General features: G+C 43.5%; 21 protein-coding genes. 11 read left to right on the top strand and 10 right to left on the bottom strand.

The features are described from left to right. The first annotated feature begins 8 nt into the window (after positions 1–8). The 4 genes from ACXAFM_RS01765 to gtfA all read left to right on the top strand — a co-directional run bounded on the left by ACXAFM_RS01765 (position 9) and on the right by gtfA (position 4,678). Positions 9–623 (top strand): OB-fold-containig protein, encoded by a 615-nt coding sequence (locus tag ACXAFM_RS01765; RefSeq protein ID WP_474833004.1) that lies wholly within the window; start codon positions 9–11, stop codon positions 621–623. A gap of 18 nt (positions 624–641) precedes the next feature. Continuing rightward, positions 642–2,411: a flotillin family protein gene (locus ACXAFM_RS01770; protein WP_474833006.1), complete on the top strand. Its 1,770-nt coding sequence runs from the start codon at positions 642–644 to the stop codon at positions 2,409–2,411. A 202-nt stretch (positions 2,412–2,613) separates the two neighbouring features. Continuing rightward, a complete protein-coding gene (locus ACXAFM_RS01775; RefSeq protein WP_474833009.1) occupies positions 2,614–2,787 on the top strand; it encodes an oxidoreductase-like domain-containing protein in 174 nt (57 codons plus the stop codon). Between the two features lie 394 nt (positions 2,788–3,181). Then, a complete protein-coding gene (gene gtfA, locus ACXAFM_RS01780; protein WP_474833012.1) occupies positions 3,182–4,678 on the top strand; it encodes a sucrose phosphorylase in 1,497 nt (498 codons plus the stop codon). A 138-nt stretch (positions 4,679–4,816) separates the two neighbouring features. On the opposite strand, the gene ACXAFM_RS01785 is transcribed toward gtfA, so the two are convergent. Next, the gene (locus tag ACXAFM_RS01785; RefSeq protein ID WP_474826366.1) at positions 4,817–5,239 is read right to left on the bottom strand and encodes a winged helix-turn-helix transcriptional regulator; all 423 of its coding nucleotides are present in this window, start codon (positions 5,237–5,239) and stop codon (positions 4,817–4,819) included. A gap of 197 nt (positions 5,240–5,436) precedes the next feature. Here ACXAFM_RS01785 and ACXAFM_RS01790 point away from each other — a divergent pair, with 197 nt between their 5' ends. The 4 genes from ACXAFM_RS01790 to ACXAFM_RS01805 all read left to right on the top strand — a co-directional run bounded on the left by ACXAFM_RS01790 (position 5,437) and on the right by ACXAFM_RS01805 (position 9,937). After that, positions 5,437–6,432: a YhdH/YhfP family quinone oxidoreductase gene (locus ACXAFM_RS01790; protein ID WP_474833014.1), complete on the top strand. Its 996-nt coding sequence runs from the start codon at positions 5,437–5,439 to the stop codon at positions 6,430–6,432. 687 nt (positions 6,433–7,119) lie between these two features. Further along, a complete protein-coding gene (locus ACXAFM_RS01795; RefSeq protein ID WP_474826369.1) occupies positions 7,120–7,533 on the top strand; it encodes a phosphate ABC transporter substrate-binding protein in 414 nt (137 codons plus the stop codon). A 10-nt stretch (positions 7,534–7,543) separates the two neighbouring features. After that, positions 7,544–8,686, top strand: coding sequence for a topoisomerase IV (locus ACXAFM_RS01800; RefSeq protein WP_474833017.1), 1,143 nt, complete (start codon positions 7,544–7,546; stop codon positions 8,684–8,686). A 156-nt stretch (positions 8,687–8,842) separates the two neighbouring features. Next, positions 8,843–9,937 (top strand): hypothetical protein, encoded by a 1,095-nt coding sequence (locus tag ACXAFM_RS01805; RefSeq protein ID WP_474833019.1) that lies wholly within the window; start codon positions 8,843–8,845, stop codon positions 9,935–9,937. Positions 9,938–10,331: 394 nt separating this feature from the next. On the opposite strand, the gene ACXAFM_RS01810 is transcribed toward ACXAFM_RS01805, so the two are convergent. Beyond that, positions 10,332–13,583, bottom strand: coding sequence for a hypothetical protein (locus ACXAFM_RS01810; protein WP_474833022.1), 3,252 nt, complete (start codon positions 13,581–13,583; stop codon positions 10,332–10,334). A gap of 235 nt (positions 13,584–13,818) precedes the next feature. Then, positions 13,819–14,832, bottom strand: coding sequence for a zinc-binding alcohol dehydrogenase family protein (locus tag ACXAFM_RS01815; protein ID WP_474835542.1), 1,014 nt, complete (start codon positions 14,830–14,832; stop codon positions 13,819–13,821). Positions 14,833–14,931: 99 nt separating this feature from the next. Here ACXAFM_RS01815 and ACXAFM_RS01820 point away from each other — a divergent pair, with 99 nt between their 5' ends. Further along, positions 14,932–15,852, top strand: coding sequence for a LysR family transcriptional regulator (locus ACXAFM_RS01820; protein WP_474833025.1), 921 nt, complete (start codon positions 14,932–14,934; stop codon positions 15,850–15,852). Here the strand turns inward: ACXAFM_RS01820 and ACXAFM_RS01825 are convergent, their stop codons facing one another. After that, the gene (locus ACXAFM_RS01825) at positions 15,853–17,361 is read right to left on the bottom strand and encodes a S10 family peptidase (protein ID WP_474835543.1); all 1,509 of its coding nucleotides are present in this window, start codon (positions 17,359–17,361) and stop codon (positions 15,853–15,855) included. A gap of 332 nt (positions 17,362–17,693) precedes the next feature. After that, positions 17,694–18,290, bottom strand: a complete 597-nt coding sequence (locus tag ACXAFM_RS01830) for an acyl carrier protein phosphodiesterase (protein WP_474833027.1) — start codon at positions 18,288–18,290, stop codon at positions 17,694–17,696. 196 nt (positions 18,291–18,486) lie between these two features. On the opposite strand from ACXAFM_RS01830, the gene miaE reads away from it, so the two are divergent. Both miaE and ACXAFM_RS01840 read left to right on the top strand, forming a co-directional pair. Further along, a complete protein-coding gene (gene miaE, locus ACXAFM_RS01835) occupies positions 18,487–19,269 on the top strand; it encodes a tRNA isopentenyl-2-thiomethyl-A-37 hydroxylase MiaE (RefSeq protein ID WP_474833030.1) in 783 nt (260 codons plus the stop codon). A gap of 209 nt (positions 19,270–19,478) precedes the next feature. Then, positions 19,479–20,078, top strand: a complete 600-nt coding sequence (locus ACXAFM_RS01840) for a Yip1 family protein (protein ID WP_474833034.1) — start codon at positions 19,479–19,481, stop codon at positions 20,076–20,078. An 84-nt stretch (positions 20,079–20,162) separates the two neighbouring features. Here the strand turns inward: ACXAFM_RS01840 and purF are convergent, their stop codons facing one another. From purF to accD, 5 genes are all read right to left on the bottom strand, one after another. Continuing rightward, a complete protein-coding gene (gene purF, locus ACXAFM_RS01845) occupies positions 20,163–21,686 on the bottom strand; it encodes an amidophosphoribosyltransferase (protein ID WP_334059452.1) in 1,524 nt (507 codons plus the stop codon). Positions 21,687–21,700: 14 nt separating this feature from the next. Next, on the bottom strand, positions 21,701–22,189 hold the full coding sequence (locus ACXAFM_RS01850; protein WP_179983818.1) for a CvpA family protein: 489 nt from the start codon (positions 22,187–22,189) through the stop codon (positions 21,701–21,703). 158 nt (positions 22,190–22,347) lie between these two features. Next, positions 22,348–22,971, bottom strand: a complete 624-nt coding sequence (locus tag ACXAFM_RS01855) for an SPOR domain-containing protein (protein ID WP_474826386.1) — start codon at positions 22,969–22,971, stop codon at positions 22,348–22,350. 45 nt (positions 22,972–23,016) lie between these two features. Then, a complete protein-coding gene (folC, locus tag ACXAFM_RS01860; protein WP_474826388.1) occupies positions 23,017–24,348 on the bottom strand; it encodes a bifunctional tetrahydrofolate synthase/dihydrofolate synthase in 1,332 nt (443 codons plus the stop codon). Continuing rightward, a complete protein-coding gene (accD, locus tag ACXAFM_RS01865) occupies positions 24,348–25,193 on the bottom strand; it encodes an acetyl-CoA carboxylase, carboxyltransferase subunit beta (RefSeq protein ID WP_118493756.1) in 846 nt (281 codons plus the stop codon). The genes folC and accD overlap by 1 nt, the downstream gene beginning before the upstream one ends. Between the last annotated feature and the right edge of the window lie 14 nt (positions 25,194–25,207).

Here is a 25,207-nt window from a genome sequence, read left to right on the forward strand (position 1 = left end):
CGGTGTAAATGACAGATGTTCTTCTTTCCCCTGCAAATTTCTGGTTTAGCATTGCGCTTATAGCCGTATTTTTCGTCTTTATCTTAGAGCTTGTAAGTACAATCTTTGGCGCAAGCCTTTTAGGGATTGGCGATGACTTTGCAGAGCTAGATGGCGATGGATTTCTCAATACCTCGTTTGCTAACTGGCTAAATATCAATAAGGTTCCCTTTTTAATTTACTTGATTGTATTGCTTACAATATTCGGGCTTGTTGGCCTAATCATAAATGGCATAACAGCAAGTGTATTTAGCTTTACGCTACCTGCGCTCATGTCTGTTCCCCTCGCCTTTTTTATTGGGCTACTGTTTACAGCAAAAACTGTAAAGATTATTGCAGGCGTATTGCCTAGTGTAGAGTCTAGTGCGGTGAACAGCGAGGATTTTATAGGCTCAGTAGCCGAAATCACCATTGGAAAAGCAAGCCGAGGCAATCCGGCAGAAGCTAAGTTTACCGACCATTATTCTCAGCCTCATTTTGTGTTAGTTGAACCATTCGAAGATGAAGAATTGTTCGCACAGGGAGAGCGCGTCATTTTAGTTCAAAAAAACCAACACTGCTGGTTAGCAACCCGCTACTTATAACCTAAAAGAGATAAAAGTATGGATACATTCCAACCATCTAGCTTGCCGTCAATACTCTTTATTGCCGGTGCTATTGTTGTAGGGCTTATCGTTATTGGCCTTATATTCGCTAAACTCTACACACGCGCTACTAAAGAAACGGCGTTCGTAAGAACCGGTCTAGGTGGCGAGAAAGTCATTAAGGACGGCGGCGCTTTGGTTCTTCCTGTTGTTCACGAAATTATTCCGGTGAACATGAATACCCTTCGTATAGAAGTAGAGAAAATTCAAAAAGACGCGCTAATCACCAAAGATCGCATGCGTGTGGACGTAAAAGCCGACTTCTACTTACGTGTAGCGCCGAATGCCAACGGCATCTCAATGGCTGCGCAAACGCTAGGTACTCGCACCACTCGCGCTGAAGAAGTTAAAAAATTAATGGAGTCGAAGTTTGTAGACGTACTGCGTGCTGTTGCTGCTGAAATGAGCATGACGGAAATGCACGAACAGCGCGCTGATTTCGTACAAAAAGTTCAGCAAAGTGTGGCTAACGACCTTGAGAAGAACGGTTTAGAACTTGAATCGGTCAGCTTAACTGGGTTCGACCAAACAGATCTGCAGTTCTTTAACGAAAACAATGCATTTGACGCCGAAGGTCGCGCTCGCCTGACCAAAATCATTGAAGAAAAACGCAAAGAAACTAACGACATCCAACAAGAAAACCGTATTTTCATTGAGCAGCGTAATCTAGCCGCCGAAAAACAATCTTTAGACGTAAAGCGCGATGAAGAAGAGGCCCGCCTTGCGCAAGAGCAGGTACTTGCTTTTAAACGCCAAGAGCAAAAAGCTGAAATTGCTAAACAGCGCGAAATGAAAGAACGAGAAGAGCGTGAAGCGGAAATTGCTAAAAACCGCGCTATTGAAGCAGCTGAAATTGAGAAATCTCGTGAAATAGAAACTCAAGAAATCGCCAAGCGCCAGGCGTTAGAACAAGCACGTATTCGCCAGCAGCAAGAAGTTGAGGTTTCAGAGCAAGTTAAACAAATTGCTGTTGCTACTAAGTCGGAAGAAGAGTCTGCAGCACGCGCTAAAGCCGCGGAAGCTGAAAAGCAAAAAGTGGAAAAAGAAGAAGCAGTGCTTACCGCTAAATCGGTAGCAGAAGCTGAACGTAAGAAGCAAATTGAAGTTATTGATGCGCGCAAAGAGGCTGAACGTGAGGCAGTGGGCATAACCGTTGAAGCACAGGCTAAGAAAGAAGCGGCTGAAAACTCTGCTGCCGCTATTCTTACGGAAGCCAAAGCTGCAGCCGATGCTAAAATGCTGCAAGCCGACGCTGACGAGAAAGTGCTTGCCGTTGAAGCGCAGGGTAAACAAGCCCTTTACGAAGCTGAGAATACGCTTAAGACCGAACAAATTGAGCTACAAAAAGCCCTTGCGATGCTTAAGATTCTACCTGAACTTGTTGAGCAAGCGGTTAAGCCTCTGGAAAACATTGAAGGTATTAAAATTCTTCAAGGATACGGTCAAGGTAGCGGCACTAATGGTGAACATACCCTTGCAACCTCGGGCAACGGCTTGGCTGAGCAAGTAACACAGGCAGCGCTAAATTATCGTGCTAACGCCCCTCTGGTAGACTCTATGCTGCGGGAAGTAGGTTTAGTTGATGCCGACAAAGGCTCTTTAGCCGACTTGGTTACCGGCAACAGCGATATACTGGCTAAAGCCGGTGCAGTTAAGCCTAAGCCCGTTGTAGCTGCACCAGAAAACCTAAATGGTCAAAAAGTGCAAGAAGAGCACCCTGCTGAGTAATTAATTACAAGGGCCTGTTAGTAAACTAGGATATATAGATACCTCAAGCCCTGTTATTCAACAGGGCTTTTTGTTTTGCCTCGTTTTTGCGAGTAAGATCTGGTTTGGCAGTTTCAATTCTAATCGCTTCTAGGTATCGTTAATTATTGCCAATATACTTAGCGCGCTGCATATTCTTAGAAAAAAGGTAAGGATAAATTTCATGGATTCGTTACCGGAAGAGCCGGAAAAACCATTAAGAGACGACTGTTGCGGCGGGGGTTCGTGCTGCCCTTGTATTTGGGATGTATACTATGAAAAGCTTGCTAAATGGAAAGAGGCAAAACGAGAGTTAGAGGAAGTTAACAACAGCAACACATCAAATAGTAGCGCTTAACACTTGTGCCAAAGCTGTTCTTCAAAACTCACAATGTTCACAACCAGCATAGACCGCACTTTAATTTTTAAAAAGCTAGCCATCGATAAGTAGCTCAAATGCAAAATCGACGTCAACTCCCCTTTAAGATAAGCTTTTCCTGTCTCATTTTTGAAACTTCTCATTTACAAATCACGTGTCTGCTGCTATCTTAACTTAATCGATTAAGTTATCAGTTTATCGTGATTCTTAATCAAACTTTATGAGTCTACGGTAAAAGATTAAGAATTAAGCTAAACCTGTTACATAGTTAACTATGAACCTATCAGACTGGTAGTGCTTAATTCGTAGTAATGTGTGCTCGCGAAACGAACAGCAGTACGAGCCAGCACATGCTGAATTTTGGAGAATTATCATGTCTATACGCAATGGCGTTCAACTCATTACCTATGCAGATCGACTGGGCGATGGCAACATCGAGAGCATGACAGCAATACTCGAAGGTCCATTGAACGGACTGTTCACTGGCGTTCACGTTTTACCCTTTTACTATCCATACGATGGCGAAGATGCGGGTTTCGACCCCATTGACCACACATCAGTTGATGAGCGCTTGGGCGATTGGAACAGCGTTAAAAAGCTTGGTGAGTCTGTAGATATTATGGCCGACCTCATTGTTAACCACATGTCTGGACAAAGCGAGGCCTTCAAAGACGTACTGAAAAATGGACGTGAGTCTACCTATTGGCCACTGTTTTTAACCAAGGAAGATATTTTTAAAGGTAATGACCAAGCGCAAATCGACGAACAAATAGCACGAGTCTTCCGCCCTCGTCCGACGCCATTTTTCAGCGAATATGAAGTAGGTACTGCAACTGATAAACCAGAAACTGTGCCGTTCTGGACTACCTTTACCTCTAATCAGATTGATATTGATGTTGAGTCGCAGTTAGGCCAAGAATACCTTTCTTCCATTCTTACGTCGTTTACGGAAAGCAACGTTGATCTTATTCGCTTAGACGCGGCAGGCTATGCCATTAAACGCGCAGGCTCAAACTGCTTCATGCTTGAAGAAACCTTTGAGTTTATTGAAGAGCTTTCTAATCGCTCGCGTGGTATGGGCATGCAGTGTCTAGTAGAGATACATAGTCACTATCAAACACAGATCGATATTGCTGCGCGTTGCGACAGTGTTTATGATTTTGCTTTACCGCCGCTTGTACTACATACATTATTTACTAAAAACGCAGAAGCACTGGCATACTGGCTTTCTATCTCGCCTCGTAACTGTTTTACCGTATTAGATACCCATGATGGCATTGGTATTGTTGATGTGGGCGCAAGTGGTGACAAGCCTGGTCTTCTTAATGCAGACGCCATCAACGCGCTAGTTGAACAAATTCATGTGAACTCTAACGGTGAATCTAAAAAAGCTACAGGAGCCGCGGCAAACAATGTAGACCTGTATCAAGTTAACTGTACATATTACGATGCATTGGGTAAGGATGATTTCGCCTACTTGGTTGCTCGTGCTATTCAGTTCTTTAGCCCTGGTATTCCCCAAGTCTACTACGGCGGTATGCTTGCTGCACACAATGATATGGAATTGCTTGCTCGGACTAATGTTGGCCGTGATATTAACCGCCCTTATTTGTCCTCTGCTATGGTCGAAGAGGCGGTTAAAAAGCCGGTAGTTAAAGGCTTGATGCAGTTAATAACGCTAAGAAACGAAAGCGATGCCTTTAATGGAACGTTTGATGTAAATTACAGCGGTAATGTTTTAGTACTGTCTTGGAAAAATGGCAGCAATGCAGCGTCACTGAGCGTAGACTTCAGCGTAATGGATGCGACTATTAAGACAGTTGCAGATGGTGAAGAAAGCGTATTGTCTATTGGTTCGTTAATCGCTTAAATCATAAAATACACGACTACTAAGGCGAGTACTGCTATCTGCTCAGTACTCGCCGTTCTTAGCTGTCCTTACCTAATTCATTGTTTAATGTTTCCATATTTTCAGCTAAAACACGTTTATTAGGCAGCCTAAGTCGCATTATCTGTAGTCGTCATTGTATGCCCTACCCCAATCACATAGCTGTCGTAGAGTGGGTTCCAACGTGCGACCTAACTCAGTAAGTGAGTACTCCACACGAGGTGGTACTTCAGCGTACACCTTCCGATTGACCAAACCATCACGCTCTAACTCTCTTAACTGCTGAGTAAGCATTTTTTGAGTAACGCCTTGCAAACGCCTTCGCAATTGACTGAAACGTAGTGTTTTATGACAGAGGTGCCACAAAATAACGCCCTTCCATTTACCACCGATAATCTCAAGGGATACCGCAACACCACAAATGTATTGCTTAGGGTCATTTGAGCTTTCACTAGAGCACTGTTTTGAATTCGCTGCTTTCCCTTCGACTTTAGTAATCGTATCGCACGGCTCTGTTTTTACACTTTTCAAATTTGTTGCCATTTCGCCCTCTTAGCTTAATCAAGCAAAAGATACTGCCTAGAGATCAGCTCGCCTTTTGCAAAAAACACAAAGCCAAAAGCCCAATATAACTCCAATAGTATCTTTTAGGGTACTACCCTACTAAAAAGTGCATACTTGCGCAAAGTTTATATATCATCACAATGGGTAGCGTAAATTTTCGACCAACGGAGACAGGTATGACATCGTTTAAGGCATTGCTTGTAGAAAAACAGGAAGACAAATCATTCACTCGTGGCATCACAGAGCGCTCACTGGATGATTTGCCAAACGGCTCACTACTCATCAAGGTTGAGTATTCATCACTCAACTATAAAGATGCCTTGTCTGCGACGGGTAACCCTGGTGTTAGTAGAAATTTTCCCCATACCCCTGGCATAGATGCAGCAGGCACTGTGGTGTCATGTGCTGACGGCCGGTTTAAAGAAGGAGATGAGGTTATTATCACAGGTTATGACCTTGGCATGAATACCTCCGGGGGCTTTGGCGAGTACATTCGTATACCCAGTGAATGGGCGGTACCTAAGCCAGATGGCCTTACGCTAAGGGAGTCAATGGTTATTGGCACTGCTGGCTTCACTGCTGGGCTATCAGTACAAGGGTTAGTAGAACACGGCATAACGCCTGATAAGGGTGACATCTTGGTAACAGGTGCTACAGGTGGTGTGGGCTCAGTGGCAGTTGCCCTTCTTGCCAAAGCTGGCTTTTCTGTAGTCGCATGTACCGGCAAAAAAGAACATGAGTCGTTTTTGAAAACCCTCGGCGCAAATAAAGTAATAACTCGTGACGAGCTGTTAGAAAGTAAAGAGCGCCCTATGTTGAAAGAGCAATACGCGGGCGCTGTCGATACTGTAGGCGGCGAATACTTAGCGCAGGCTATTAAAGCCACCGAATATGGTGGTTCGGTAACTTGTTGCGGACTGACTGCTTCTGCCAATCTTAATGTAAGTGTATTTCCTTTTATCTTACGCGGCGTGTCTTTGCTAGGTATCGATTCAGTACAATGTCCAATGCCGCCTAGATTGAGACTTTGGGATAAATTAGCTAGCGAATGGAAACTGGAGCGTCTTGACGACCTGACAAAAGAAGTCACCCTTACCGAGGTTAATGGAAAAATAGACGCAATATTGAAGGGGCAGGTTTCTGGGCGCACTTTGGTGAATATACAAAGCTAAGTTTTTCGTCGTTTTCTATCGCAGAACAAAAGATGATTAACACCCGCAGGTAGCATAGTTGCGCTGCCTGCAAGCAAAGACGATGAAATCGAAACCTTCAGAGACTATACAACAAGTTATACGCCATTTTTCATAAGACAAAAAAGTATCTACCTAGGCTCTCATTATGAATGTCACCTAGAAGCTTGCCGACTTATCATCCAAAAAAGGTTACTGCAATTGAGTTAGTTTGCTTTACGAAAACACAGCCTTATCACTGCTATGTTAGTATTATCTACATACCCGTTTATTCAAATAAATGAATAATTATTCATTTAAACGATTAAAATGCCGCATTTTACCATGTAATTAATCCTAAATTTCGAACCAACTACCGCACTTATTCAGGCAAATAATTCTTGAAAATATACAAATTTTTATACATTAGAGACAAATTTAATACGCTAACTGTCTATTTCGTCTTGACATTTACACCGTGAAACGACACTCTTTCAGAGATTTTTGGGAGGCCTTTGCGAAAGGCGGAATGTACCTGAGTGCGCTTGGCTTTTTTTGGGCAATATGCCGACTAAAAATAAGAATAAATCGAATATTTGATATTTCTAACTAGACATTCACTTCGGCTCACAATCATGTGACCCGACGTAGACCTGTATTCGATCATAACGATTCAAGGAAACGATCATAATGAAACGCACAATTGGCGCAACCTTATTTGGTGCCTTACTCAGCCTGCAAGCCGTTGCTGAAGTCGTTGTTGTAGTTCACCCTGATAATCAGGCGACAATAACTAAGCAGACGGTAAAACGCCTTTTTCTAGGCAAAGAAACCGCATTTCCTAACGGTAAAGCGGCAACGATAGTACAACAACCAGCAACCAACCAACAACGTTCGGAATTTGACAGCGATGTTTTAGGGCGAAGTTCTGCTCAAGTTTCAGCCATGTGGGCTAAATTGGTATTTACTGGACGTGGTATCGCACCTCAAGAATTTGATTCAGATGCGAAAGTAATCGAGTTTATCCAAAGCGACGAAAATGCTATTGGTTACATCGATTCAGCCTCAGTAACTGGCGACGTTAGTGTCGTAAACTTAGACTAAGGATTTTGTCATGAAAAAAGCACTATTAGCAACGGCACTAAGTGTCGCCCTTGTCAATACAGCCCAAGCTAACATAAGAATAAACGGGTTCGCTAACTTCGTTGGCGGTACTGCCAGTGAAGACAGAGTTATATCTCCAACGCAAGACCCTCTTTACGGCTATGACGATAAGATTAGCTTTCGTGAAGAGAGTTTGTTTGCACTTCAGGCAAGTGGTGATGTAAACGACCGCATGTCAGCGACTGTACAGGTACTTGCTCGCGGTGAAAACGATTTTGACGTTGACTTCGAGTGGGCGTACCTAACCTATCGTGTAACGAACAACTTAGCTATCTCTGCTGGGCGCTTCCGTAACCCGCTTTTCAGAATTTCAGACTCGTTGGACGTAGGCTATTCTCACCACTGGATTTCTGCTCCTCAGGCGGTTTATGACGTACCATTTAACGACTTAGATGGTTTCCGTTTAGACTACTCTGACTTCGCTGGGGATTGGGAATACAAACTAGGTGCAGCTTTCGGTACATTTGAAAACGAAATTTCAGCAGGTACCATCGAAGGTGACACTAGCTACATCTTTAGTGCAGAGATTGCTAACGAATGGCTAAACCTTCGTGCAGTATACGGTTCAACAAACGCTACGTTCGACCAGCCTGAGCTAAATGAACGAATTGAAAGCGAACTTCGCGGCGTTGCGCCGTCGCTAGCAGACTTCCTTCTTATGGAAGACGATACAGCTGAATTCTTGGGTATTGGTGTTCAGGTAGACACGTTTGATTGGTTTATTGGTGGTGAGTACACTGTCATTGATATCGAAGAATCTTACACACCGGAAGACATTGCTTGGTATGTAACAGCGGGCTTCCGCGCTGGTAAGTGGACTCCTTCTGTAACATTCCAGTCATTTGAAGGTGATGAAGTTAAGGGTCTTGACCAAGTAGCGGCATTGGGCGAACCTTTCCAAACTGCTATTACACCAAGCCTGTTGGAAGTGAACTCGATATTCGCTCAAAAATATACGGTTTCAGCTGCAACTATTCGTTACGATTACGACGCTAACATTGCCTTAAAAGCTGAAATTAGTCGTTACTCAGACGACTTAAACGAAGATAGAGATGCAACACTAGGACGCATCGCTATCAATTACGTTTTCTAAATTTGAAAACAATAGAGAGCCCACTCTTTAGTGGGCTTTTTTATCTTTAAGTCTTCTAGAGTTGTTAGAAAAAATAAGATTATAAATAACAGCTTATTTATGGCCCTTTTCTTTTGTATTATCTTAGGCCTATATTAACGAGGAATTGTCAATTTTATGGAAAGAGTGGTTCAACATGCAGCAAAGTATTTAGGCGCTGTGATTGGATTCTTGGTGATATTAGCACTGTATTTCTTTTTCAAAATGAATCAGTCTCTTTCAGCAGACCAATCTTATATAGATGAAATTGTAGAAGAGAATCAAACACTCGTCTCAAAGTCAGCTGAGCTAGAATCTAAGCTTTCTGCATTTTCAAAACAGGTTGCTGAGCTTGAAGAAGATCTTAGCAATAAAGTGTCTACCATCGAGCAAATTCAACAGCAAAATGGAGGTGATGATCTCATAGCAAAATGTTCATCCCTTCCTCCTTCAGACGAATTAGTTTCGATTAAAAACAAATTAGAGAAATCGCGTGAAAGACAGCAATCTTGTAGTATTTCGCTGGGCGAACGCGATGATGAAATTCGTTCTCTCAAGAGTTCCGTTAGAGAATTGCGTGATTCCAATAACTCATCAGAAGATATTGCAGCAGCTACACGTGCGTTAAGAGATGAACTTTCCCAATTACGTGAAGAAAATGAGCGTTTGATAACGCAGGTGAGCGATAATGAAGGCACATCTAAAGCATTAGAGGATGCAAAAGCACGTAATGACGAGTTGAATGCTCAACTCGAAGTACTTCAATCTGATATTGCTAATCTTAAACAAAATAACAGTGAGTCAGATCTTGAGTCCCAGCTAGCAAAAGCTAACGCCGAAAACGCGCGATTACAGAACTTGCTTACCAACTTACAAGGCGAACCTGAAGAAGAAGGTACAGGGCTGTCGAGCGAGTTACAGCTTGTTAAGTTCGAATCTAAGCCAAACTATTGTCGTATTACCTACCCAGACGGTTCTCGCTGCGTGGCCTCGGTCGACGTGGTTGCGACATTTAACTTTAGGCCTGGTGGATTTATCGCGATGAAGGCATCAGACCCTGATGGCAGTACCATTGATCGTCAATCTATTGCTGGCCGTACTGAGACCAAATTCACCATTGAATTCGACTCAGATGAACGCACAGTGCCGGGGGTATACTCAGTTGAACTTTCTAGCAACGATGTACTCAACCCATTAAAGGTTAGTGAAACCTTTACGATTGATTCGCTGTAATTTTTACTACCTATATCAAAAAACGTCACCAGGTTAAAACTTTTGGTGGCGTTTTTTCAATCCTACTCATGACTATCCTTCATCATAATAAGCGCTACAGGTACGCTTAAATTTCGAATAGAAATGATGAGTATCGTGATTTCACACATTTCATTCTCTTAGACTTTAAGCTGAGGGACTAGCTGCACTCATGGCTATCCGTAAAATGCAGCTATGTTCTATTAGTGGGAGAGTGGACAAGTGCTTTATACCAATCAGCATAGATACTAGGCCTAGTACTACCTTTGATGTCTACATAAAAAGCCTTACTTTATGTCGATGTTTCCCCACGGCTGGGCATTAGAAATAAAAAAGCGGAGTCATGACTCCGCTTTCTTGTATATATACATTATTGTCAAATGCGCTGTAATTGATCGTAAACCACTCGCAAACTCTTTTGCAGCCCTGTCTTAGTCGGGTACCATCTAATCAAGGCATTATCTAGCAAACCTTGACGGCAGTCATTCTCTAAGCTTTGCGCCAAATCAACCAAAGCGTCTGAATTTATTGAACGCGCAAGCTTCATCAGTGACTGAGACGTTGCAACAAGTGCAGGTAACTTCTCAGACTCTACAGCCTTATCACCTCTATCAATAAGCGACTCTAACTCAGTTAACAACTCATGCAATGAAGAAGATAATGTTGCGTCTTCCCCTTGAGCTGACCAATAGTAGTTAAGATCAAAAAATGCGGTAGCGTTTTCAGGTTTTGGCAATTCTTCGATATCAACTCTAACCGGATAGCCAACAGTTGAGGCGGCAGCAGGCTGGACACTCTCGGTTGAAGCTTGTTTTTCAGCAACTTCAAGCTCATCTTTAAGCCTCTGCTGTTCTTGCTTGAGCAAGTCTAGCTCTTGCTCAAACTGCTGCGCTCTTTCTTTCTGCTTTTCGAAGTTTGCTTCTGCATTCTGAGCTCTTTGCTGCTGCTCTTGAAGCTCATTCTGTACAGATTTATTAGCTAACTCTGCCTGCTTAAGACTGCTAATAGTTTCCTGTGCCTCTATCAACGCTTTTTGAAGCTCAGTCTTAGATGCTTCTAACTTTTGAAGCTTATCAGAGTGTTGAGCCGCGCTTTCTGAAGAACCTTTAACCTTTTCTTCTAACGCCGTAATTTCGTCTTTTGCAGCCTTAAGTGCAACCTCAACTTCATCAACATGATGTTGTTTATCTTTTTCTAGTTGTCGAAGCTGAACAACATTAGACTTCTCATCTGCCAACGCTTGTTCAAGCTCGGCTTTAGCCAATTCAAGCTGCTTTAACTTCTCTTCGTCTTGCGACTGTTTCTCTTCCTGGCCTTGTTTTAGCATAGCGACAGCGGCTTTTTCATCTGCCAACGCTTGTTCAAGCTCCGCTTTAGCCAATTCAAGCTGCTTTAACTGCTCTTCGTCTTGCGACTGCTTTTCTTCTTCGCTTTGTTTTAGCATAGCGACAGTGGCTTTTTCATCTGCCAACGCTTGTTCAAGCTCGGCTTTAGCCAATTCAAGCTGCTTTAACTGCTCTTCGCCTTGCGACTGCTTTTCTTCTTCGCTTTGTTTTAGCATAGCGACAGTGGCTTTTTCATCTGCCAACGCTTGTTCAAGCTCGGCTTTAGCCAATTCAAGTTGCTTTAACTGCTCTTCGCCTTGCGACTGCTTTTCTTCTTCGCTTTGTTTTAGCATAGCGACAGTGGCTTTTTCATCTGCCAACGCTTGCTCAAGCTCGGCTTTAACAACTTCGAGCTGCTTAACTTTTTCGTCAGCATGAGCAATTGCATCAGAATCGCCTTCAAGGCGAGACTGCAACGATGTATTCTCACTTTGAAGTTGCTGCAGTTGCTTATCCAAGTCTGCAACTTTGGCGTTCGCTGCATCAACGTCAGCTATTAACCTGGCTTCATTGTTACTTAAGTCGGTCTGCTGCTTTTCGGCATTCGCTTTTAACGATTCTATTTCGTTATTTAACGCTTCAACCTGTTCAATGAACTTGGTACGCTCGCCCTCTTTATCTTCAACACTTTGTTGAAGAGCAAACAATGCAGCTTGTGATGCTTCAAACTCTTCTTGGAGTTTGGCGTTTTTGTCGTCTATCTCTTTTGCTCTTGACCCTGCATCGTCAATCGCTACATTTTTTTGTTCAAGCTTTTCTTGTAAGGTTTTGTTTTCATCGCGTAACTCAGCTAACTCATTATTTAAATCAGTGAGTTTACCGTCCACATCCGACTGAGTAGATTTAAATTTATTCTCGCTTTCTTCTATTTGCTTAGCTTGTCTCGCTTTTTCATCCTCCAGGGACGTGATCTTAGCTTCAAGCTCTGCTATGAATTGGCTACTCTTCTCGTTTTCTGTCGCTTTACTTTCAGCCCTTTCGGTCGCTTCATTCAGTTCTTTTTGAAGTGCTTCAAGCTTTCCGTTTGCTTCTTCCAGATTACTCTTAAGTAAAGCCTGTTCTTGCTGCAACTCAGATTTTTCAGAATCAGACTGAGACTCAAGCGTTTTGATCTTGGCATCCAAAGTTGAAATAGCTTCTGCATGTGCTTTTTCTGCAGCGTCTAATTTATTTCGCTGAGTTTCGTCTGCTGCTTTTTCTTGTTGCTCCAACGAATCTTTGTATTCGGCTACCAACTTTTCGGTATTTTCAAACGCAACCTTTAACTCTGCTAATTCACTTTCAGACTTTGATAAGCTCGCTTCTTTATCCGTTACATTTGCTTTCAATGATTCAAGCTCAGAAGATAGTTTTACAGCCTCATTGGCTTTATCCGCTTTTTCGCTTTCTAGGGATTTTATTAACTTCTCTTTCTCTTTGATGTCGCTATTATATTTTTCTAACTGCGCTTTTGATTCGTCGAGCGATTTTGATTTTTTATCTAAAGATTTTTGTAGTTCAGATGAGTTCTTTTCAACGTTTTTATGCGCTTTGCTTAAGGACTCTAGCTCCTTCTCTTTTCCTGAAAGTTCTGTTTCTTTCTGTTCAAGTGATATTCTCAAAGCTTCGAGTTCTGATGACGAGGCCGTTAGCGCTTTCTTAGTCTGAGAGAGTTCATTCAGTAGTTTTACGTTTCTTCCAGAGTCACTGCCGATTTCGTGTTCTGCCGAGTGTAATGTAACGATTCGAAGTGACGACTTCGCTTGAACAATCGATTCACCAAAGCTTACAGATAGCTTTTCACGTGAACTTTGAAGTTTCGCATCTACAACGGCGTGGTCGCTTTTGTTAGCTTCTTGAAGCGCGGGTCTGTCTGCACTTGCGAAAAGAGAGGTGAAGTCCTTACTTAAAAGCTGGTCTTCAGTAGTATTAAATAGCGTAAGGGCTGTTTGGTTAGACGATATAACCTTCCCATTAGCATCTACATAGAGCGCTCCGGTATCGAAAGAGTCCAATATGCTATTGTGCGCTTTTCTTTCTTGCTCAAGCTTTAATGACTCAACCGCACTCAGATAGAACTGATAGAGAGGTACAATAAGAAGTACAATAACAATAAACAGTAACAGGTAAATTAATGCTGCTGCATTATTTGGATTACCTTTTACAAAGTCACTGAAAGCGAATGCGCCAGCGGAATAAAAAAACAAAAAACTAAAAATACTCGCTGCACGAAGTAATCGCGACGCTTTTAAGCGTAAATCCATTTATTAAGCCCTACACAATAAATGTACTAAAAGTATGATGCCGATAGCGATATCAGCTCCAAGATAAGCCTCTAATATATCGAGATATTCGCACACCGTAAAGTATTCCAACGTTACAACGGGTACAGTCTTAGATACAGAGGAATAAAAACCCATTAGTAAAGCTAAAAAATAGGTAAAAAAGACGTCTATGAACTTTAGACGTCGATGTAAGCGTAGTTTATTGTGTTAGAAATTAGAAACCTTCTAGGACTAATTTTCCTATTGCCTGCCCTTCCTCCAATATCTTATGTGCTTGAATAAGATTTTCTGCACAGATCCTTCCTAGATGTTTACCAACTGTTGTCTTAATTTTGCTCTCGTCAATAAGCGACGCTACGTGAGAAAGCAGACGGCTTTGCCCAGCCATATCGTCAGTTTCAAACATTGAGCGAGTAAACATAAACTCCCAATGAAGTGATAGGCTCTTTTGTTTAAGTTTTGCTACATCTAAACTTTCCGGATCATCTATTAGCGCTAATTTTCCTTTTGGCTTCATAACTTCCACGTAGGTATCAATGTATTGGTGAGTATTATTTAAACTGGCCACGTGTGTCACTTCACCAATGTTTAGCCCTTTAATTTGCTCAGCCATGGGTTTACTGTGGTCGACCACGTAATCGGCGCCTAATTCCTGCACCCACTGTTTAGAGCTTTCACGCGATGCAGTAGCAATAACCGTGGCTCCCGTTAGCGTTTTAAGAAGCTGTAACATTATGGAGCCCACACCTCCTGCTGCGCCTACAACAAGTACCACTTCGTCGCTTTTTTCACTTTGCTGTTTTAATTCGAGATGATCGAATAACAGCTCGTAAGCAGTAATGGTAGTAAGCGGAAGTGCCGCAGCATCGCTGTCTGACAGAGACTTAGGCGCTTTACCGGCAATGCGTTCGTCGACCAGTTGAAATTCTGCGTTTGAACCAGCTCGAGTTAGATCGCCAGCATAGTAAACCCTGTCGCCTACCGTAAATTCGGTAACATCAGCGCCAATATCAACTACTTCACCTACTGCGTCCCAGCCTAGTATCTTGGGTTCTCCGCCCTCTGGGTTTACTCGCTGCCTAATTTTATAATCAACGGGATTAACCGCTATCGCACTAATTTTTACAAGCAAATCTCTACCTGAAGCACTAGGTTTATCGACTTCTAAGTCCATTAATACATCAGGTTCATTTATATCGAGCGAGCGGGTATAGCCAATAGCTTTCATCATTCGTTTCTCCTTTAAGTAATATTTCCATCATACCCTTGATTAAATTTGTATAAACAGCACAATATTAGAAACATTATCAAATGGTTTTTGAAAATCATGTTGCTCGATGACTTAACTGTTGTAATAAAAGTAGCCGAATTTAGAAACATTACCGCTGCAGCCACTCATTTAAATATGCGAACCGCAACGGCAAGTGCGGCGGTAAAACGCGTAGAGCAAGCGCTTGGCGCTGAATTGTTTGTTCGCACAACCCGTTCGCTTAGGCTTTCTTCTGCAGGTGAACGTTTTCTTCCGACGTGCGAACAAGCCATGTCGATGCTAACTACTGCTAAACAGAACTTAAAGGGTGATGCCGGCGTTATTGAAGGTGAACTAAGGCTTGGGTTATCGTCTGATCTGGGGCGCAATGTGATTGCCCCTTGGCTTGACGATTTTATGGAAGAGCATGAGAAAATAAGCGTTAAGCTTAATTTAAATGACAGTAATATCGACTTCTATCGCGACCCAATCGACTTAGCTCTACGTTACGGTTCGCCTGACGATGCGAGCGTTTACGGGTTTAAAATATGTGATGTGCCACGCTTACTTGTTGCCTCTCCGTCTTATATCAGCACTCATGGTACACCTAAAAACTTCGAAGACCTTCAAAGTCACAACGGCCTTTTTTATCAGCTGCACGATAAAGTGTATAACGAATGGGAATTCGTACATAACGATAACCCGATAAAGGTAAAAATGCAGGGCAACCGGACAGCTAATGACGGTGAAATGGTCAGAAGATGGGCTGTAGCAGGGAAAGGAGTCGCTGTTAAATCTAGTCTAGATACCTGCGACGACATATTAAATGGTCGGCTTGTTACCTTGTTGCCAGACTACCAACCGAAACCCACACAACTGTGGCTCATCTGCCCAAGCCGCCAGTCTATTACACCAGCGGTTAGGCTATTAAGAGATATGCTAAAAGTGCGCTGTGCCGAGTGTTTAGCAAAGCTCAAAAAAGCAGGCGTATACCTCTGACTATCTTTTATACATCGCAGGCGCACCTTTACTAGGTGTGCTTGTTTTAATGAATTCACGTAGGTCTTGGTTAGACTGCTTCAAGTCATCGCGACGCAGGTACATCATGTGCCCGCTGCGATAGCCCTTAAAGCTTAAACGGCCTTTTAGCGTGCCACTTTGATCTAGCTGCCACATGGTATATTTAGCATCGAAGTAATTCGTGGCACCGTCGTAATAGCCCGCTTGAATCATCACATTTAAATATGGATTTTGCGCCATGGCTAATCGCAAGTTCTGCCCCGTTTGATTGTTACTTCTATCCCAAGGGTGCACATTTCCGAACATGTTGTACTTAATATCGGTTTTGTAATTTAACTCTTCACGCAAATAGTAATTAATAGCAGGCGTGAACGAATGCAGCCACGAAGTAAGCTCCGCCCAATAGTCAGGGCGATCGCCACTTTGCTTGGCGTCTATGCCCAAATAGCGACTATCCAAACGGCCTAAGGTCTTCCCTTCGTCTCGCAATAAGTCTTTCCAGAAGAAAGCTGTGCTTACATCTAAGTTATTCTGTGCAATAGACGCTTCGCTTAAACCAGAATAACGCGCCACTTGTTTTAGCACATCACGCTTTTCAGTCTCTCCAATGAAGCCACCTTTAGCGAGTGCCGGAATAAGCGTGTTGATAGTGAAATCTTCGACTTCGGGTAACAATTCAGTTAAGTCTTTTTTTTGTAGTTCTGGTTCAAGCTTATTGTGATACCAAGCTGCGGCGGCAAAATAAGGAAGTCTATTAGCGGCTTTTACTGGCCCGTTGCGCTCAATGCCAATATCTGTTGGTGACACCAAAACGACGCCGTTTAAATACATCCACTGGCGGTTTTGAAGTTCTAATGCTAGGCCTGAAACTCGTGTTGTACCGTAACTTTCACCAATAAGATACTTCGGCGAACGCCAGCGATTATTTCGTGTTACAAAGGTATTCACCCAGTCGGCCAAATAGCTAATATCCGCGTTAACGCCAAAGAACATCTTCTTTTGTTCATCCTGCGACGGCATGCTGCCATCAGCTTTTGGTAACACACGGCTGTACCCCGTGTTTACTGGGTTAACAAACACTATGTCAGCCACATCCAAAATAGAGTATGGATTAGTTTGAACACCATAGGGCTGAACCGGGTAGCCCTCATCGTCAATATTAAGAATGCGAGGGCCTGTGTAAGCTACATGCATCCATACTGACGCAGAGCCTGGGCCACCATTAAAAGAAATTATAAGCGGGCGCTCGGTATTCTCTTTTACGTCAGTGCGCTGATAGTAAGTGTAAAACAACGTGGCAACCGCTTCGTCTTTACTGTTCCAAACCGGTTGAGTACCTGTGGTAGCGCTGTATTTTACACGCTTGCCAAGAATCTTGGTTTCATGCTCTGTTACTACACTACTATCAATTTTTATCGCACGAGCGTGGGAAGCCGAGCTCTCTTCTTGGGCTAAAGCACTAGCTGTCAAACTGACAAAAGTAATCATCACCGCCGTAAGCCATGCTAACGGGCGGAGGGGTGTTTTAGTAAGTGTTAGTAAATGGTGAAACTGTAATTTGTGTTTTGAGTTAACCTGACTACATAGCAGGCCTCTAGTATTTCTATTTGATGCGAGTTGATTTTTCATTTTTTCGTCTTTTGTGTGTCGTTAGTTTTTGGTTTTTTATTTGTTGAGCGCAAGCTAACCTGTTTTTCATACAGACCATCATTGCACTATACTTGAGACTCTATCAATCAAGACTATATCGCTGTTAATAAGTGAGCTTAGCAATCAACGATAGAACTACCAATTTCTTCGATACGTTTCTGTTATGGCGACTAACCCTTATTGATATTTTCAGGCCCCCTGTCCTTAATATGAGCGATGAGGTCTGGGAAAAATGTTAAAAATCTCGCTTCTATTTCCGTTTTATTCGCACTTATATCGTCTACCACGTGATGAAAAGAGTTCGCAAACCGAATTCGTTTAGCAACGACTGAAATGGCCCTCGCAATCCCCTCTTCTTTAGCATAATCTTCAAACCAATCGTGGGTTATCATGTGCCCTACGCTATGCTGCATTGCCCTTGGCATAGTGGGCAGTCTCTGCTCTAGCAAGGAAAAGCTTTGCTCTCGAAATTCGTTAAAGCTTTGCGACGTGAACGTCGACCAATGCTTTATCAGCAAGTGATCGAAGTAGATATCTAGCGCCACAGGCGCAAATCGCCGGCGGCTTTTATCAAACAGTTCTTTTGCAGCCAAAACACTGTCGTGACTATCCGTAAACTTATCCACTTCGTAGTGGTTTTTAAGACCTAGCTGTACTGCTTTTCCATATGTGCTTATATCAACGCCACGCCTGAAATCGCCAAGTAAATTACCAAAATGGGAGTCGGCAGTAGGGCGTGCTAAAAAAAGATGGGCAAGGTAATTCATTTTGTAATTTAATGGCCTCGATTTTAAGTTGTAACGGCTTGCGGGTATCAAGTAAAATTGACGCTCAGTTCAGAAGCATCGAATTTGGATAGCCTCAGTCTACAGCGCAGACAGCTGCCTTGCCGACACTACCGTTGAAAGTATGACAAATTCAAATGTAACTGAAAATTCGTAGCACTTAAAACCGAGTTTCAACATGTCTGTAATATCTTCCTCTGAAGTCACGTCTCTCCTGTCACCCGTCAATGATTTTTTACATTGCGAGACACCACAGTCATGGATAGACGAAGCGCAGAAAGAAGAAAACCTTCGGGTTATTCTTACCGATCACTTAATTTGCGAGCTTAAAGCAGCACAATCGGCTATGTACCTGCTTCGTCGCTATGTGGCTGATGAGGAAACGAGTAAAGTATTGCTTGGCTGGCTGAAGCCCTATGAAGACTTCACCTACCGCCATGAGGGCGATTGGCAATCACTAAATACTAAGCACCTGTCTAAAAGCGTGTTTAATGTTGAAGGTTTAGATCCGTTTAAAAAAGACATGTTAGATAAGATGGTTATGCTTATTAAAGAAGAGCTTCATCATTTTTATCAAGTACTCGAAATTATGCACGAGTTGGGCTTTGAATATAAATCGGTGACATCAAGCCGTTACGCCAATGGATTGCTACGTCACGTACGCACTTACGAACCTGAAAAGCTTGTCGACAAGCTCATTTGTGGTGCCTACATTGAAGCGCGCTCCTGTGAACGTTTTGCCAAACTTGCGCCGTATGTTTCCGAAGATTTAGGCAAGTTCTATGTGTCGCTGTTGCGCTCTGAGGCTAGACACTTTGAAGATTATCTTACCCTTGCCGAGCAAATCGCCAAAACCGATATTTCAGAGCGCGTCGCTCATTTTGGAAGCGTTGAAAAATCACTTATTGAAAGTGACGATAAGGAACTGCGTTTTCACTCCGGCGTTCCACAATCCAACTAGCACCTATAGCCGTTTATAAATTAATCAATTCTTATTGACGGCTTTGCTTTTCTGCTGCACACTCAGATTGTAAATATATTGTTAACGGCAGTGTTTGACGCCTTGCGTCGTGTTCGTGTTTTCTTGGTTTTACGGTTTGTCCGTGTATTTACCCTGCCCCACAACAATATTTTTTAAAATAATAACGTTGGTGAACAAGGCAGGACTTTATGATTTTGAACCATTTAATTGGTATTTACACTCACCCTAAAGAAGAGTGGCAAACCATTGATACCAAACACGAAACCTATTTTTACGCGCTTACCCACATTGCTTTTATTGCACTTATTCCTTCCCTCGTAGCCTATTATTCTAGTGCGCATACTGGGTGGAGTATTGGTGCTGGAGACATAATACGACTAAGTGAGAATACCGCCATTATGATGGGTATCGGTATGTATTTTGGCTTAATTGCCGGTGTTGTAGCGCTGGCAGTGTTAATTCATGAGTTGGCTAAAGCGTTTGATGCAACACCCACGTATACCCAGTCACTAGAACTTGCGGCCTATACGGCAACACCATTGTTCATGGTTGGCTTTGCCGGTCTTTATCCTGAACTTTGGGTAGTGATGACGGCACTGCTAGTGGGTATTAGCTACTCAGTTTACCTACTCTATTCCGGCGTACCTATTTTGATGCATATGCCAGAAGACAAAGGCTTTATTTACTCAAGCTCGGTAGTCACATGCGGGCTAGTTTTACTGGTTATTCTAATGACAGGCTCGGTATTAGTGTGGGGATTAACTGGCGGGCCAGTGTTCGTGCACTAGCGCTTCCAGTTCGATACAAGATGGATAAAGGAAAGCCGCTTTAAAGCGGCTTTTCTGGCTAACTATCAGCGTATTCCAAAGATGCTAATCAGCAGCATCAATGTTATGTACATCAAGGTTACTCAATTCAGCTTGCACCACAGGTGCTTTTCTTGCTGCCTCACCCCGTGACATATCAATGCGCTCAAGATACTCTTGGTTGATATCGGCAGTGATATAGTTACCGTCAAATACTGATGTTTCAAAACGCTGAATCGTATCATTCTCTTCGCGAACGGCTTCAACCAGGTCAGAAATATCTTGGAAAATAAGACCGTCTGCTTGAATAAGCTCTGCAATTTGATCGATTTCTCGTCCGTATGCAATTAACTCATTTGCCGAAGGCATATCGATACCGTATACATTCGGGAAGCGAATTTCCGGAGCCGCTGACGCAAAGTACACTTTCTTTGCACCAGACTCTCGGGCCATTTCAATGATCTGACCCGATGTAGTACCGCGCACAATAGAATCGTCAACAAGTAATACACTCTTGCCTTTAAACTCAGATGAGATGGCGTTTAGTTTACGACGCACTGACTTTTTACGCATGGTTTGGCCAGGCATAATAAAGGTTCTGCCAATATAGCGATTTTTAACAAATCCCTGACGATAAGGCAGTTCAAGTGTGTTCGCAATTTGCAGCGCTACATCCATCGACGTTTCAGGAATAGGAATAACTACGTCGATATCAAGATCTGCCCATTCACGCTTAATTTTTTCGCCTAGCTTGCGGCCCATGTTTACACGTGATGCATAAACTGAAATACCATCAATAAAGCTGTCTGGTCGAGCAAAGTAAACAAATTCAAAGATACACGGAGAGGTGACTGGGTTTTCGGCGCACTGTCTAGTATGCAATTGCCCTTCTTCCGTAATAAATACCGCTTCACCTGGCATTACATCGCGAACAAATTGGAAGCCAACTGCATCAAGTGCAACGCTTTCAGAGGCTACCATCCACTCTTCACCCAGTTCGCTCATACGCTTACCAAGCGCAAGCGGACGAATACCGTGGGGATCTCGAAACGCTACAATACCTTGGCCGATGATGGCCGCAACGACTGCGTAGGCACCACGAATTTTCTTATGAACTTTCGTTACCACTTCAAAAATGTGTTCGGCGCTTACGCTTAAACCCGCTACCTGCTGCAGTTCGTGAGCAAGAATATTAAGTAATAATTCTGAATCTGAGGTGGTGTTGATGTGGCGGCGTGCAATGCGGAACACCTCTTCCTGTAGCTCATGGGCGTTGGTAAGGTTGCCGTTGTGAGCAAAGGCAATACCAAATGGCGAGTTTACGTAAAACGGCTGTGCTTCTGCAGAGCTTGACGTACCCGCGGTTGGATAGCGAACATGACCAATACCCATGTTGCCCGATAACCTTTTCATATGACGCGTATGGAAAACATCTCGAACCAAGCCATTTGCCTTACGCAAATTAAACATATTTTGGTCGATAGTCATAATGCCTGCGGCATCCTGTCCACGGTGTTGAATAACCGTTAGACCGTCGTACAGTGACTGAGCTACGGGCGTTTTACCAACTATTCCGACTATACCACACATGTGCGTTACCTATTTCAAGCGGGATTTAAGAAACTGGAGGAGTCTTTCACATAACTGAAAAACCACTCAATGATGACACCAAACTCTGGAATGAGCACCGATGCTTGCCACCAATTAGAGGAAGCGGCGCCGGTGAAGGTATCCATAAAAAAGAGCAATGCGCTAACGATTAGCACGCCACGCAGAGCACCAAAAACTATACCAAGGGCCCTGTCTGTGCCAGACAACCCCGTTGCTTGTACCAATTGGCTTATGACGTAATTAATCATGCCGCCCAGAATGAGCGTTGTAATAAATAGCGCGGCGATTGCAGCGCCGTTTTTTAGATAAGGGTCGTCAATGGCTGTGAAGTAAACGGCAAGGTCAGCGTAGAAATTACTTGAAATAAAGAGTGCAGCAAACCACACCACTAACGAGATGGCTTCTTTAACAAACCCTCTAATAAGGCTTATTAAGGTAGATACCGCAATGATACCCAGTATGGAAAAGTCTACCCAGTTCATCGTCTCTTTATTGCGTTGATGTTGCTTTTTGTGACGAAGCAACGAGCCTTTGGCGAGATGGCGCGCATTCTAACAGAAGATAGAAATATTACTAGTCTGTAATGCAATCCGTGACACTTCCTTTCAGTAAGCGTGGTTCAACAAAGAAAGAATACGCCCTACTCAACTTTGAACGTGGTGACTTTCCCTTTAAGTTTGGTGAGCTCTTTCAAATGCGGTAGTGCCGATTCCAGCTTCTTCTTATCTAAATCTGGGCCAACAAAGACTTTATTGAGCGGGCCAGAGCTGGTTTGAATTTTGCGGCTAAAAGCTCTATACCCAGCCTTCTCAAGTTTGGCTAGCAGAGCTTTTACGTTTTTTTCATGACGAAAGCTGCCAAGCTGAATAACCCAGCCTGCGTCATCATCGGCAGTGGCACTTTTCGTATCAACAACCGTTTGGCTCGCTAACTTGTCCTCTTCTTCAAAGGCTTTTGGCACTGGCGCTTTAGCGGCTGTAGCTTCGTCAGTATTCGTGCTGTTACCTGTACTTGAAGCAACCAGCTCTTCATCTAACGCTGTTTCATCTTCAATCTCCACAGCCGGAACCGCAGCTTTCGCTACCCGCTCTGATGGAAAAGATTCAGGCTCTACGATGGGCTTTTTAGGCGGGTTTGCAGGAACAGAGACAAAAGGCTCTCTGTTCGTTTGCTTTTTGCCATCAAGAAAGTCTGGTAAAAAGATAACCGCTAGGGCGACAACAATAATTGTCCCCACCAGTCTATTCTTTAATGCCGATGTCACTGTGCTCTCCTGCTTGAATACACGGTTTTACCTACAATGCGCGCGTTAGTTTTGCTCAGCAAGCACGTCTGCAACGGTAACAAAAGAACCAAAAACGAGAATAAGTTCACCAGTTTGATAATCTGCAAGCGCACGTTGATATGCTGAAGTCACGTCTTGAAACGTATCTATATTCTCTATGGTTGTGCCGGCATTAACAAGTGCATTTTCAAGTACTTCTGCATTGCAACCCCGCGGTCCACTTGTTGAAGCTAAGTACCACTTGGCGTTAAGACCGGAAAGTGGTGCCAAGGTTTCAGCAATAGACTTATCTTTAAGCATACCCACAACAACACGCATTTGGCTAACATCGTAACGGTTTAGCCATTCTTGCATGGCAGAAGTAGCTTGTGGATTGTGAGCAACATCTACGACAACAAGAGGCGATTCACTAATAGTTTGTTGGCGACCCGGCATAGTGGTATTTTCGATAATGTCCCTAACCACACTTTCTTCGGGCAGCAAATCTAGTAGCTCCAGCGCGGCCAACGCTGTACTCGCATTTTGAAGTGGAACTTTAGGGTAAGGTAGCGACGCGTAGCTGTTACTCTTTCCTTTCCAGCTCCACTCGCTGTAATCACCTGCTACGACTGTGACGAAGTCCTGTGTAGCCCAACGTACGTTAGCTTGTAGTTCGTTTGCCACATCGTAAAGCGATGATGGAGGAAACAGCTCACCTACCACTGCATTACCGTTTTTGCGCATAATGCCCGCTTTTTCCCGAGCGATTTTTTCTCTTGTATTGCCAAGCCAATCCTGATGGTCGAGATCGATGGTGGTTATAACGGAAAGGTCAGGGTTTATAATATTCGTAGCGTCTAAACGCCCGCCGAGCCCCACTTCAAGAATAACTACATCGATCGCCCATGACTGCATCATTTTCATTGCAGCCAGTGTACCGAACTCAAAGTAAGTCAGGGTAATGGGTTCGCCACCCGTGCTCTTTCGCGCGCTTTCAACAAACTCAAAAGCATCGACAAATTCACTGGCAGGCGGTAATTCGCCGTTATAACGCACTCGTTCACGGTAATCGGTCAAATGAGGCGAGCTGTATACCGCAACACTTTTACCTTGCGATAGTATGGCCTGCTCGAGTAAGCGGCACGTTGTGCCCTTACCGTTTGTGCCTGCAACAGTAATAACCAAAGACTGGCTAAGTGAAAGTGCCATGGCATTGGCCACTTCTTTCACTCTGTCTAGCCCCATATCGATGGCGCTAGGATGAATAGATTCTAGGTAGGACAACCATTGGCTCAGGCTTTTTTTTGAAGCAGAAGGCGCCTTTGCGCCTTCTTTATTTGGCACTGAGCCAGGTTTTAAATTGTTTTCGTTATTCACTAATTCTTATAATGCAACTTAACCAACAGGCTGTGTAATCTATCACGCATATCTCTGCGGTCAACAATCATATCAATTGCACCTTTCTCAACAAGGAATTCACTGCGCTGGAAACCTTCAGGCAGCTTTTCTCTTACTGTTTGCTCGATTACGCGAGGGCCCGCGAAACCAATAAGCGCTTTTGGCTCGGCTACGTTTACGTCACCAAGCATTGCCAAGCTTGCAGATACACCACCCATTGTAGGGTCGGTCAGCACACTAATATAAGGCAGGCCTTTTTTGCTCATCTTAGCAAGGGCAGCCGATGTTTTAGCCATTTGCATTAATGACATAAGCGCTTCTTGCATACGCGCACCACCACTTGCACTGAAGCAAATTAGTGGCATATCATTTTCTAAGCATGCATTAACAGCGGCAACGAAACGTGCACCTACTACTGACGCCATTGAGCCGCCCATAAACGCAAATTCAAAACATGCAACGACTACAGGCATACCTTTTAACTTGCCCTGCATTACCACTAGAGCATCTTTTTCATTAGTCGACTTTTGCGCTGCAACAATACGGTCTTTGTAGCGTTTAGAATCTTTAAACTTAAGTACGTCTTGAGGCTCGTGTTCTGCACCTAACTCAACGCGATCGCCATCGTCTAAGAACGCATCGATGCGACGGCGTGCAGTAATGCGCATGTGGTGGTCGCACTTAGGGCAAACTTCCTGAAGTTTTTCCAGTTCGCTCTTATACAGCACGGCTTGGCATGAACCACACTTTGTCCAGATACCTTCTGGCACATTACCTTTGTGTGAAGTTTGCGTGCGAGGAAGAATTTTTTGAATCCAGCTCATGGAAATTGAATCCT

This window comes from Alteromonas sp. ABD4_190 (assembly GCF_056160105.1).

Coding starts and splice junctions, on each gene's coding strand:
- purF (WP_334059452.1), bottom strand. CDS start 21,686: ATGTGTGGTATAGTCGGAATAGTTGGTAAAACGCCCGTAGCTCAGTCA.
- ACXAFM_RS01800 (WP_474833017.1), top strand. CDS start 7,544: ATGAAAAAAGCACTATTAGCAACGGCACTAAGTGTCGCCCTTGTCAAT.
- miaE (WP_474833030.1), top strand. CDS start 18,487: ATGTCTGTAATATCTTCCTCTGAAGTCACGTCTCTCCTGTCACCCGTC.
- accD (WP_118493756.1), bottom strand. CDS start 25,193: ATGAGCTGGATTCAAAAAATTCTTCCTCGCACGCAAACTTCACACAAA.
- ACXAFM_RS01830 (WP_474833027.1), bottom strand. CDS start 18,290: ATGAATTACCTTGCCCATCTTTTTTTAGCACGCCCTACTGCCGACTCC.
- ACXAFM_RS01775 (WP_474833009.1), top strand. CDS start 2,614: ATGGATTCGTTACCGGAAGAGCCGGAAAAACCATTAAGAGACGACTGT.
- ACXAFM_RS01790 (WP_474833014.1), top strand. CDS start 5,437: ATGACATCGTTTAAGGCATTGCTTGTAGAAAAACAGGAAGACAAATCA.
- ACXAFM_RS01840 (WP_474833034.1), top strand. CDS start 19,479: ATGATTTTGAACCATTTAATTGGTATTTACACTCACCCTAAAGAAGAG.
- ACXAFM_RS01765 (WP_474833004.1), top strand. CDS start 9: ATGACAGATGTTCTTCTTTCCCCTGCAAATTTCTGGTTTAGCATTGCG.
- ACXAFM_RS01770 (WP_474833006.1), top strand. CDS start 642: ATGGATACATTCCAACCATCTAGCTTGCCGTCAATACTCTTTATTGCC.
- gtfA (WP_474833012.1), top strand. CDS start 3,182: ATGTCTATACGCAATGGCGTTCAACTCATTACCTATGCAGATCGACTG.
- ACXAFM_RS01850 (WP_179983818.1), bottom strand. CDS start 22,189: ATGAACTGGGTAGACTTTTCCATACTGGGTATCATTGCGGTATCTACC.
- ACXAFM_RS01795 (WP_474826369.1), top strand. CDS start 7,120: ATGAAACGCACAATTGGCGCAACCTTATTTGGTGCCTTACTCAGCCTG.
- ACXAFM_RS01805 (WP_474833019.1), top strand. CDS start 8,843: ATGGAAAGAGTGGTTCAACATGCAGCAAAGTATTTAGGCGCTGTGATT.
- ACXAFM_RS01815 (WP_474835542.1), bottom strand. CDS start 14,832: ATGAAAGCTATTGGCTATACCCGCTCGCTCGATATAAATGAACCTGAT.
- ACXAFM_RS01825 (WP_474835543.1), bottom strand. CDS start 17,361: ATGATTACTTTTGTCAGTTTGACAGCTAGTGCTTTAGCCCAAGAAGAG.
- ACXAFM_RS01820 (WP_474833025.1), top strand. CDS start 14,932: ATGTTGCTCGATGACTTAACTGTTGTAATAAAAGTAGCCGAATTTAGA.
- ACXAFM_RS01785 (WP_474826366.1), bottom strand. CDS start 5,239: ATGGCAACAAATTTGAAAAGTGTAAAAACAGAGCCGTGCGATACGATT.
- ACXAFM_RS01810 (WP_474833022.1), bottom strand. CDS start 13,583: ATGGATTTACGCTTAAAAGCGTCGCGATTACTTCGTGCAGCGAGTATT.